Annotated in this window: 5 protein-coding genes and 3 rRNA genes; 1 reads left to right on the top strand and 7 read right to left on the bottom strand. The window is 64.2% G+C overall.

Going from position 1 to position 11,829, the window contains the following annotated elements; genetic code table 11:
- Window positions 1-107: 107 nt before the first annotated feature.
- The 5 genes from OM076_RS25685 to tyrS all read right to left on the bottom strand — a co-directional run bounded on the left by OM076_RS25685 (window position 108) and on the right by tyrS (window position 7,351).
- Complete coding sequence (locus tag OM076_RS25685; RefSeq protein WP_270042956.1) at window positions 108-647, bottom strand: GNAT family N-acetyltransferase; 540 nt, start codon at window positions 645-647, stop codon at window positions 108-110.
- A gap of 49 nt (window positions 648-696) precedes the next feature.
- Window positions 697-813, bottom strand: a 5S ribosomal RNA gene (rrf, locus tag OM076_RS25690).
- Window positions 814-888: 75 nt separating this feature from the next.
- Window positions 889-3,875: ribosomal RNA gene (locus OM076_RS25695) — 23S ribosomal RNA — on the bottom strand.
- A gap of 288 nt (window positions 3,876-4,163) precedes the next feature.
- Window positions 4,164-5,710 (bottom strand): 16S ribosomal RNA (locus OM076_RS25700).
- The 16S, 23S and 5S rRNA genes sit together here, the layout of an rRNA operon.
- 477 nt (window positions 5,711-6,187) lie before the next feature.
- On the bottom strand, window positions 6,188-7,351 hold the full coding sequence (gene tyrS, locus OM076_RS25705) for a tyrosine--tRNA ligase (protein WP_270042957.1): 1,164 nt from the start codon (window positions 7,349-7,351) through the stop codon (window positions 6,188-6,190).
- Window positions 7,352-7,466: 115 nt separating this feature from the next.
- On the opposite strand from tyrS, the gene OM076_RS25710 reads away from it, so the two are divergent.
- A complete protein-coding gene (locus tag OM076_RS25710) occupies window positions 7,467-9,890 on the top strand; it encodes a transglycosylase domain-containing protein (protein ID WP_270042958.1) in 2,424 nt (807 codons plus the stop codon).
- A gap of 7 nt (window positions 9,891-9,897) precedes the next feature.
- Here OM076_RS25710 and OM076_RS25715 read toward each other — a convergent pair whose 3' ends face one another.
- Together OM076_RS25715 and argH are read right to left on the bottom strand one after the other, a co-directional pair.
- Window positions 9,898-10,557: a DNA-3-methyladenine glycosylase gene (locus tag OM076_RS25715; RefSeq protein WP_270042959.1), complete on the bottom strand. Its 660-nt coding sequence runs from the start codon at window positions 10,555-10,557 to the stop codon at window positions 9,898-9,900.
- The gene (gene argH / locus OM076_RS25720; RefSeq protein WP_270042960.1) at window positions 10,461-11,828 is read right to left on the bottom strand and encodes an argininosuccinate lyase; all 1,368 of its coding nucleotides are present in this window, start codon (window positions 11,826-11,828) and stop codon (window positions 10,461-10,463) included. Before argH ends, OM076_RS25715 begins: the two co-directional genes overlap by 97 nt.
- Window position 11,829: the final 1 nt, after the last annotated feature.

Below are 11,829 nucleotides of genomic sequence, written 5' to 3' on the forward strand. Positions count from 1 at the left end.
ACTCTCGCCCACCGACACTTTTCCGGGGCACCCCCGGCCGACGCACCGCGAGGCGAGCCGCGCTCCCACGCAGCGCCACCCTGCGGATCGCGGCGACGAGCGGCCGGCTACGGGGTCGCGGCCAGGTGGAGAGCGTAGAGCTCGATGGTGCCCGGGCGCTGTGGGTGTGCGCCGACGGACTCACGGCCGAACCCCAGCCGCTTCGCGACCGCGATCGACGCGACGTTCTCCGGGTCGATCACCGCGATCAGCCGGGACAACCCGAGCGACGTTCGCGCCGCAGCGACCGCCGCCCGCCCGGCCTCCGTTGCGTAGCCGTTGCCCCAGGCCGACGGGTGCAGGCGCCACCCCACCTCGACCTCGTGGGCGACGCGCGGGAACCAGAGCGGGTGACTGAGCCCCGTGAAACCGATGACCTCGCCAGTTGCGCGAACGCGGACGGCCCAGAGGCCGAAGCCGTGCTGCTCCCAGTGGGCGGCGAAGCGACGCGACTGGGCCGCGGACTCAGGCGCGGTGTACGGGACGCCATCGTTGAGATAGCGAACGGCCACAGGACACGCGTTGAGCCGCGTGAGCGCCGGCGTGTGGAGCGCAACGTCCCAGCGCGAGAGCTGCAAACGCTCGGTGGTGACGTCCGAAAGGGCCATTAACGAAGACGAGCCGCCTCAAGGGCGGCTCAAGTCTACGTATTCAAAGGACCGGCGGCGACCTACTCTCCCAGACCCTTGCAGGTCAAGTACCATCGGCGCTACGGGGCTTGACTGCTCTGTTCGGAATGGGAAGAGGTATTTCCCCCGTGCAATAGCCACCGGAAACTTGTCAAGACCACGCCTCAGCGGGCCTTCAAAACTGCACAACCCGCCAACGAACGGGTACCACTAAAAAATATCCGTCAAGCCCTCGACCCATTAGTACCGGTCTCCTACGAGTGTTACCACTCTTCCAGATCCGGCCTATCAACCTAGTGGTCTACTAGGGGTCTTACCCTCTCGAGGAGGTGGGAGAATTCATCTCAAGGTCGGCTTCCCGCTTAGATGCCTTCAGCGGTTATCCGGTCCGCACGTAGCTAACCTGCGATGCCCTTGGCAGGACAACAGATACACCAGAGGTGCGTTCATCCCGGTCCTCTCGTACTAGGGACGAATCCTTTCAATTCTCCAACGCCCATGGCAGATAGGGACCGAACTGTCTCACGACGTTCTGAACCCAGCTCGCGTACCGCTTTAATGGGCGAACAGCCCAACCCTTGGGACCTACTTCAGCCCCAGGATGCGACGAGCCGACATCGAGGTGCCAAACCGAGTCGTCGATGTGGACTCTTGGACTCGATAAGCCTGTTATCCCCGGAGTACCTTTTATCCGTTGAGCGACAGCACTTCCACTTGCTACTGCCGGATCACTAAAGCCTGCTTTCGCACCTGCTCGACCTGTCGGTCTCACAGTCAAGCTCCCTTACTGCTTTTGCACTCTACGTACGATTTCCAACCGTACTGAGGGAACCTTTGCGCGCCTCCGTTACATTTTGGGAGGCGACCGCCCCAGTCAAACTACCCGCCTGGCACTGTTCACTGCCCGGATTACGGCGCAGTGTTAGAAGCACAATACATCAAGGGAGGTATCTCAAGGTTGTCTCCACGCCAGCCGCAGCCGGCGCTTCAAAGACTCCCTCCTATCCTGAGCGAGATGCACCGCACTCCAATACCAGGTTGTAGTAAAGGTTCACGGGGTCTTTCCGTCTAGCCACGGGTACTCGGCATCTTCACCGAGACTGCAATTTCACCGAGCCCATCGTTGAGACAGCGTTCAACTCGTTACGCCATTCGTGCAGGTCGGAACTTACCCGACAAGGAATTTCGCTACCTTAGGACGGTTATAGTTACCGCCGCCGTTTACCGGGGCTTAGTTTCAGTGCTTCGCCTTGCGGCTAACACCTCCACGTAACCTTCCGGCACCGGGCAGGCGTCAGACCCTATACGTCGTCTTGCGACTTAGCAGAGCCCTGTGTTTTTGGTAAACAGTCGGTTGAACCTATTCACTGCGGCCCTCTCAGGCTCCGCACGCGAGGTGCTTCACCCTACTGGGGCGCTCCTTATCCCGAAGTTACGGAGCGATTTTGCCGAGTTCCTTAACGATGGTTATCTCGATCACCTTAGTATTCTCTACTTGCCCACCTGTGTCGGTTTTGGTACGGGCACGCGCGCTCTCCCTAGAGGCTTTTCTCGGAGGCATGGCGTCAGGGACTCGCCGGCTTTAAGCCAGCTGTCATCGCACCTCAGGTTATGCAGCCGCGCATTTATCATCGGCCACCCCTACATGCTTGACCCAGGACTACCATCGCCTGGGTTCCCTTAGCCTTCCCCGTCCCCCCATCAGTCAAATGAGTGCGACGTGGTACAGGAATATCAACCTGTTGTCCATCGACTACGCCTTTCGGCCTCGCCTTAGGTCCCGACTAACCCTGAGCAGACGAACTTTACTCAGGAATCCTTGGGCAATCGGCGGAGGGGATTCTCACCCCTCTTTCGTTACTCATGCCGGCATTCTCACTTCCCAGGGCTCCACGGCTGGGTTCCCCCGCCGCTTCACTGCCATGGGAACGCTCTCCTACCGCTCGACTTACGTCGAACCCGAAGCTTCGGTGTCTAGCTTGAGCCCCGTTACATTATCCGCGCCCGAACACTTGACCAGTGAGCTGTTACGCACTCTTTCAAGGATGGCTGCCTCTAAGCCAACCTCCTGGTTGTCTATGCACTCGGACATCGTTTGCCACTTAGCTAGAACTTAGGGACCTTAGCTGTCGGTCTGGGCTGTTTCCCTCTTGACGCTGAAGTTTATCCCCCAGCAACTGACTCCCGGAGTAACCGTAGCGGTCTTCGGAGTTTGCCTGATTTCGGTAACCTGGTAGGGCCCCTAGACCAAACAGTGCTCTACGGCCGCCACGGACTTTATCCGAGGCTATACCTAAATATATTTCGGAGAGAACCAGATATCTCTGAGCTTGATTAGCCTTTCACTCCGACCCACAGGTCATCCGCCCAGTTTTCAACCTAGGTCGGTTCGGTCCTCCACAGGGTCTTACCCCTGCTTCAACCTGCCCATGGGTAGCTCGCTCAGTTTCGGGTCTACCGCCTACGACTAAATCGCCCTATTCGGACTCGCTTTCGCTTCGGCTCCGCTCATCGCTTAACCTTGCCGCAGACGAGTAACTCGCCGGCTCGTTATGCAAAAAGCACGCCGTCACAGGACAAGCCTGCTCCGACCGCTTGTAGGCACGCGGTTTCAGGTACTATTTCACTCCCCTTCCGGGGTACTTTTCACCTTTCCCTCACGGTACTTGTCCGCTATCGGTCACCAGGTAGTACTTAGCCTTGGAGGGTGGTCCCCCCAGATTCAGTCCGCGTTTCACGGGAGCGGACCTACTCAGGTACCTCATCGGGAGACTGGCTCGATTTCGACTACGGGACGATTGCCCTCTGTGGTGCGCGGTTCCACGCGCTTCGTCTATCGACCAGCTTTGTAACTCCCGCCGAGAAACACACTTCTCGGGCAGAGGCCCTACAACCCCGAACCGGCAACGCGTGTGCGCTTACACCGGCCCGGTTTGGGCTGATCCCCTTTCGCTCGCCACTACTCGGGGAGTCTCGGTTGATTTCCTTTCCTCCGGGTACTGAGATGTTTCAGTTCCCCGGCTTGCCTCCAACCCGCCTATATATTCAGCGGGTGGTAACGCCGTATTAACAGCGCTGGGTTTCCCCATTCGGGTATCCGCGGGTCACTGGCTATTCAGCGCCTCACCGCGGCTTATCGCAGCCGTTCACGCCCTTCATCGACTCCTGGTGCCAAGGCATCCACCGTGTGCCCTTCCTATCTTGACGGTGATCATGCGGTCGACAAGGAATTGCCGACCGCGATGGTGATACCCGTTCGCACCGCTCGTGAAAGCGGTGCTTCGTTGGCATGATTGTGCAGTTTTCAAGGTCCGCTAGAGGCGCGCGCGTCCCGGACTGGGACGCGTGGTCTCTCAAAACTCAACAGCATGCGCCTGCGTTAGCAAGCTAAAACAGGCGCCAGGCTCGGTCGACATTAGGTACCGGGTCGAGCTCGAGGTGGACGGTATGCCCACCTGGCCTTCGCCGGCGCTCCAAGTCCTGGAGCTTCCCTAGAAAGGAGGTGATCCAGCCGCACCTTCCGGTACGGCTACCTTGTTACGACTTCACCCCAGTCACGAGTCCCACCTTCGACAGCTCCCTCCCTTGCGGGTTAGGCCACCGGCTTCGGGTGTTACTTGCTTCCATGGTGTGACGGGCGGTGTGTACAAGGCCCGGGAACGTATTCACCGCGGCAATGCTGATCCGCGATTACTAGCAACTCCGCCTTCATGCAGGCGGGTTTCAGCCTGCAATCCGAACCGAGACGCGCTTTAAGGGATTCGCTCCACCTCGCGGTATCGCAGCCCTCTGTACGCGCCAATGTAGCACGTGTGTAGCCCTGGACATAAGGGGCATGATGACTTGACGTCATCCCCACCTTCCTCCGGTTTGTCACCGGCAGTCTCGCATGAGTCCCCAACTAAATGCTGGCAACATGCGACGGGGGTTGCGCTCGTTGCGGGACTTAACCCAACATCTCACGACACGAGCTGACGACAGCCATGCACCACCTGTGATCCTGCCCCGAAGGGAAGCCCTGTTTCCAGGACGGTCAGGAACATGTCAAGCCCAGGTAAGGTTCTTCGCGTTGCGTCGAATTAAACCACATGCTCCGCTGCTTGTGCGGGCCCCCGTCAATTCCTTTGAGTTTTAGCCTTGCGGCCGTACTCCCCAGGCGGGGCACTTAATGCGTTAGCTTCGGCACGGAGGGAGTCGACACCCCCCACACCTAGTGCCCATCGTTTACAGCGTGGACTACCAGGGTATCTAATCCTGTTTGCTCCCCACGCTTTCGCGTCTCAGCGTCAGTAACGTCCCAGCGAGCTGCCTTCGCAATTGGTGTTCCTCCTGATATCTGCGCATTTCACCGCTACACCAGGAATTCCACTCGCCTCTTCCGTACTCAAGCCCGACAGTATCCACCGGCATCCGAGGGTTGAGCCCCCGACTTTCACAGCGGACTTACCGGACCGCCTACACGCGCTTTACGCCCAATGATTCCGGACAACGCTAGCCCCCTACGTATTACCGCGGCTGCTGGCACGTAGTTAGCCGGGGCTTCTTCTGAAGGTACCGTCACTCCAGAGGGCTATTAACCCTCGAAGCTTCGTCCCAACTGAAAGGGGTTTACAACCCGAAGGCCTTCTTCCCCCACGCGGCGTTGCTGCGTCACGCTTTCGCGCATTGCGCAAGATTCCCCACTGCTGCCTCCCGTAGGAGTCTGGGCCGTGTCTCAGTCCCAGTGTGGCTGATCGTCCTCTCAGACCAGCTACCCATCGCAGCCTTGGTGAGCCGTTACCTCACCAACAAGCTAATGGGCCGCGGGCCCGTCTCGATGCGAAGGCCAAAGCTATCTTTACTCAATCCCCTTGAGAGGATGGAGCACATCCGGTATTAGCCCGAGTTTCCTCGGGTTGTCCCGGTCATCGAGGTAGGTTACCCACGTGTTACTCACCCGTTCGCGGCTCTGCCCCAGGGCAAGCCCTGGTTCGTCGCTCCACTTGCATGTGTTAAGCACGCCGCCAGCGTTCGTCCTGAGCCAGGATCAAACTCTCCGTGAAGAACTTCACAAAGAGCGTCACTCGCTACTCGAGGACCCACCAGTACACATGAGGTGGATCGAGCGATTGACAGGGTTACTACTCAGGTACTACTGGCACTTCTGTACTTCTGATTCCTTGTACCGGTCGGATATACTCCAAGGAGTGTTTATCCGCCAGCATCACGAAACCTGGACACAATTTCGATGGCAAGGAGCCATCGAATGTGCATGCTGTTGAGTTTTCAAAGACCGCCGCGCCGTAAGTTCCGAGGTGATTCCTCAGTGCTTTCTGCGCTCAGTGCTTAGAGAAGCTTAGCAGCCCCTCTGTGAGCTATCCGCTCCCGGGGCGAACCCCGGCGGGCGTAGAAGCTTAGCGCATCACCGCTGGGAATCAATGTCCCTGGCGGCTTCCGAAGCGCAACTCCCTGCCCGACGGCGCGGAAGAGTAGCAGCGCGGATCCGGCTCTCAAGGGATCTCGCGAAATTTTTTGGGGAACTACGAGATCCGCACGCGGCGGTACTGGCGCTTGCCCATCTGCAGCACCCGCCCGTCGAGCGTCGCCGCCGGCACGTCCAGGGGGTCGGCCGGCAGCGGCTCGCCGTCGACCTTCACGCCCCCCTGGGCCAGCTTGCGCCGGGCCTCCGACCGTGAGCCCCCGAAGAGCGCGACGATCACCTCAGGCAGATGCAGGGTCCCCCCGTTGGCCGCGAGCGCGACCTCTTCGATCTCGTCGGGCAGTTCGTGCTTGATGAAGATCTGGTCGAAGCCGGCCTCGGCCTCGACTGCCGCGTCCTCTCCCCAGAAGCGCCTCACGAGCGCGCGCGCGAGGGCGCGCTTCGCGTCGCGCGGGCCCACGCCCTCCGGAACCGACCCGCCGAGCAGCAGCCCGTACCAGTTCTCGAGCTCGGCATCGGGCAACCGCAGCGTCTTGCCGTACATCTCCCCCGGCGGGTCGGTGATCCCGATGTGGTTGCCGTAGGACTTCGACATCTTGCGCTCGCCGTCGATCCCGTTGAGCAGGGGGACGGTCAGCACCACCTGCGGCGGCTGCCCGTACGACGTCTGCAGCGCGCGGCCCATGAACAGGTTGAAGGTCTGATCGGTCCCCCCGAGCTCGACGTCGGCGCGGATCGCCACCGAGTCATAGCCCTGCAGGACCGGGTAGAGCATCTCCAGCAGGGAGACGGGCTCTGCCGCGGCCATGCGCTTGGCGAAGTCGTCGCGCTCGAGCATCTGCGCCACCGTCACCCGCCGGATCAGGCGGAAGAGCTCCTCCATCGGCATGTCCAGCCACTCGGAGTTGCGCCGCACCTCAAGGCGCTCATCGTCGAGCAGCACCTTGGTCGCCTGGGCGAGGTAGGTCTGCGCGTGCTCGTCGATCTCCTCGGGCGAGAGCACCGGCCGAGTGGCGGAACGCCCGGATGGATCACCCACCCGCGCCGTGTAGTCCCCCACGATCAGGACGACCGTGTGGCCGAGATCCTGGAACTCGCGCAGCTTCTGCAGGACCACCGTGTGCCCGAGATGCAGATCGGGCGCAGTCGGGTCCAGACCGAGCTTCACGCGCAGAGGCCGGCCTTCGGCCAAGCGCTTCTCCAGCGCCCCCTCGGGGCGCACCGCGACAGCGTTTCGAGCGAGGAACTGCGCCGGTGATTCCATCCGACCCAATGCTAGAGTTCCGCGCCCGGCGAGGCCTGGTCCGCCCGCCCTCACGCTCGACGCTTACCCTTGGCAATGACACTTTGTCCGGAGGGACGTCGGTCGTCACCTGCACATGAGCGATCACGAGCGAACGAGCACCGTCCCAGCCGAGGCTTCAGCCGAAGGCGCCGAGGTGCTCCAGTTCCCGCGTACGCGCGAGAGCAGGCGCTTCAGACTGCGCTTCTGGCGCCGCCGCAAGCGGCCCAAGCGCTTCAAGGTCCGCAAGCTCCGCGTCCTCGCGGTCTTCTTCTTCCTCGGCATCCTCGCGATCGTCTCGGCGCTGTTCGGGATGTTCATGGCCGTCGCGTCGGACCTGCCGCCGCTCGAGGAACCCGCGCACCAGCCGTCGGTGATCGTCGACGCCCGCGGCCGTGAGATCGGCACCCTGACCGGCAACGAGCGCCGGATCTACCTCTCCGAGACGCAGATCGCGCCGGTCATGAAGCACGCGATCGTCGCGATCGAGGACCGCCGCTTCTACACCAACAGCGGCGTCGACCTGCGCGGCATCGCCCGCGCCGCCGTCGAGGACGTCACCTCCGGCGGGGCGGTCCAGGGCGCCTCCACGATCCCGCAGCAGTTCGTGAAGATCTCGCTCGCCGCCGAGAACCAGCGCACGGTCTTCCAGAAGCTCCGCGAGGCCGCGCTCGCGTACCACCTCACGCGCAAGTGGTCCAAGGAGCGGATCCTGCGCAACTACCTGAACTCGATCTACTTCGGCAACGGCGCCTACGGGATCGAGTCGGCCGCGCGCACCTACTTCGCGTACAACCACGACGGCTGCGGCGGCCGCGAGGACGATCCGCCGTGCGCCTCGGTCCTGCTCCCGCACGAGGCCGCGCTGCTGGCGGCGATGGTCGCCTCCCCGAGCGCGTTCGACCCGACCCAGCACCCGGTCGCGGCCAAGCGCCGGCGCGATCTCGTGCTGCTGCGCATGACCGAGCAGGGCTACCTGACGCACGACATCTACCTCAGCGAGAAGGCCGAGCCGCTGCCGACCCGCGACGACCTGACCTTCCCCAAGGAGGACACGGAGTACCCGTACTTCACCTCCTGGATCAAGCAGCAGGTCGTCGACCGCCTCGGCGGCGGGCAGCAGGGCGCCCAGCTCGCGTTCGAGGGCGGGCTGCGCGTGAAGACGACGATCGACTCGCGGCTGCAGACCGCGGCGCAGAAGGCGATCGACGCCTGGCTGCCCAACAAGTCCGGGCCGCGCGCCTCGCTCGTCGCGATCTCCAACAAGGACGGCGCGGTGCGGGCGATGATCGGCGGCGACAACTACGGCGTCGCGCCGTTCAACCTCGCCACACAGGGCCAGCGACAACCCGGCTCCTCGTTCAAGCCGTTCGTGCTCGCGGAGGCGCTGAAACAGGGGATCAGCCCGAACTCCACCTGGGAGTCCAAGAAGCTGACCTACACCCTCAAGGGCGGCGAGCGGTTCACGGTCAACAACTACGACGACGCCTACGCGGGCGTGACCACGCTCGCCAACGCCACGGCGTTCTCCGACAACGCGGTGTTCGTGCAGGTGGGCAAGAAGGTCGGGACCAAGAAGGTCTCCAAGCTCGCCCGGAGGATGGGCATCCGGACGCCCGTGTCTACCAACCTCGCGATCGCCCTCGGCGGTCTGCGCACCGGTGTGACGCCGCTGGACATGGCGCACGCCTATGAGACCTTCGCCAGCGGCGGGAAGCTCATCTACGGCTCGCTCTCGCCCGGCCAGAGCAAGCATTCGCTCCCGGTGCCCGGCCCGGTCGGCATCGAGCGCATCGATCGCCTGCGCAACAACAAGACCAAGCTGGTCGAGTTGCCCGACGGCGAGCGGATGATCAACAAGGTCAAGAAGCGCACGGTCATCAAGCCCGAGATCGCGAACGAGGTCGGGCAGCTGCTGCAGGGCGTCGTCAAGAAGGGCTCGGCCACCCGCGCCCAGATCCCGGGCGTGATGATCGCCGGCAAGACCGGGACCACCGAGAACTACGGCGACGCCTGGTTCGTCGGCTGGACCAAGGAGTACACGGTCGCGGTCTGGGTCGGCTATCCCGACGAGTTCAAGCCGATGAAGACCGAGTTCCAGGGCGCACCGGTCGCCGGCGGCACGTTCCCCGCCGGGATCTGGAAGACCTTCATGGAGTCGCTGCTGAAGTACGACCCGCTGCCCAAGAAGGACGGCGGCGACGGTACCGGCAAGGACCTCGAGCCGACCCCGTCGCCCAGCGGCGACGGGAGCGGGACGCCGCCGCCCGCGGCCACGGTCGCGCCTCCCGCGTCGACAACGGCCCCGCCCGCCACCGGCGGCGGGACGGGCGGCACCGGCAACACGACCCCGCAGCAGACGCCGACACCGCAGGCCACGACGCCGCCCGCCGCGACTCCCCCGCCTCAGGCCACGCCGCCGCCGGCCAACCCCGGGACCGACCCGGGCGGCACGACAGGGGGCGGCGGCCAGACCGCACCGCCTGCCGGCGGCGACACGGCAGCCGCCACGACGGGCTGACGGCCCGTCACCCGCGGGCGTTGAGTCCCGGCGGCCAGGGCCGGGAGACGTCGCGCGAGCCGATCGCGCAGAAGCGCCAGGGCAGCTCAGCGGCCTTCGTGATGCCGATCCGGGGACCGGTCACATACGGGCGCGGTTCACCCGCGAGGATCCGGATCGGCCCGTCGATCAGCGACGTGGCGTTCTCGGTCAACTCGATCCCGAGCGCCTGCGTCAGCTTGCCCGGGCCGTTGGAGAGGCCGGCGCCGCCGCCCCGGCGCAGTCGCATCACCTCGAGGCCCGAGAGCGGCTCGAGCGCCCGGATCAGCACCGCGGCGCCCACGTCCTCGGGCTCGCACACGGCGTTGAGCAACGCGTGGATCCCGTAGGAGCGATAGACGTAGGCGACGCCGGGCGGCCCGAAGAGCACGGCGGTCCGCGGCGTGAGGCCGACGTACGCATGGCACGCCGGCTCGCTGAAGTGGTAGGCCTCGGTCTCGACGATCACGCCCGCGGTGTCGCCGTGCACGACGACACAGCCCAACAGCGCGGGCGCGACCTCCAAGACCGGACGCGCGTAAAACGACTCGTCTACGACGTCGAGTCCAGCGACGCCTTCGCGTGGGCCAGCTGCTCGCGCACCCGCGTCAGCGACGTCCCGCCTTCGCTCTCCTTGGATTCCAGCCACGACCCTTGAGATAGCACCGCGTAGAAGTCGTCATCGAGCACATCGGAGTGCTCGGCGAGCTCCTCGCGCGTCAGCTGCGAGAGCACCCGCCCAGACTCGACGGCGGTGCGCACGAGCGCGGCAACGATGCCGTGCGACTGGCGGAACGGGATGCCGCGCTTGACGAGCATGTCGGCGACGTCGACCGCGGCCAGCATCTCGTCCGTCGCCGCGCCGGCGAGCCGATCGCGCTTGAAGGTCATGCTCTCGAGCATCCCGCGCGCCGCCGCCAGGCACAGCTCCAGCGTGTCGACGGTGTCGAAGAGGTGCTCCTTGTCCTCCTGCATGTCCTTGTTGTAGGTCAGCGGGAGGCCGTGCATCACGCCGTGCAGCGCGGCCAGGTGCCCGACGATCCGCGGCGCCTTGGCGCGCAGCAGCTCGGCGGCGTCCGGGTTCTTCTTCTGCGGCATGATCGACGAGCTGGAGGCCCAGTCGTCTCGCACCTCGGCGAAGCCGAACTCCTCCGAGGACCACATCACGATCTCCGCGCCCAGACGCGAGAGATGCGTGGCGCAGGTGGCGGCGGCCGAGAGGAAGTCCAGGACGAAGTCGCGGTTGGAGACGCCGTCGATCGAGTTCGGGACCACGCCCGTGAACCCGAGCTCGGAGGCCACCAGGCGGCGGTCGGTCGGGAAGTTCACGCCCGCCAGCGCGCCCGAGCCCAGCGGCAGCTCCGCCGTGGACCCCAGGACCACCTCGAACCGCGCCGCGTCGCGCCGGAACATCCAGAAGTAGGCCAGCAGATGGTGTGAGAGATAGACCGGCTGCGCGCGCTGGAGGTGGGTGTAACCGGGCATCGCCCAGTCCAGGTGCGCCTCGGCGACGCGCACGATCACGGTCTGCAGGTCCGTCAGCGCCTCGATCGCCCGCAGCGCGTGCGCGCGGGTGAACATCACCATGTCGGTGGCGACCTGGTCGTTGCGCGAGCGGGCGGTGTGCAGCTTGCCGCCGACTGGGCCGACGATCTCCGTCAGCCGTCGCTCGACGGCCATGTGGATGTCCTCGTCGGTCTCGAGGAACGGGAACTCGCCGGCGTCGAGCTCCGCGGCGACCCGATCGAGGCCGCCGAGCAGCTCGTCGCGGTCGGTCTCGGTGATGATGCCGGTCGCGGCGAGCATCGTCGCGTGGGCGCGTGATTGCTCGACGTCGTAGGGCGCGAGGCGCCAGTCGAAGCCGATCGACGCGTTCAACGACACGAAGACCGGATCGGGCGGAAGGCTGAAGCGGGACACG

The organism is Solirubrobacter ginsenosidimutans (assembly GCF_027587205.1).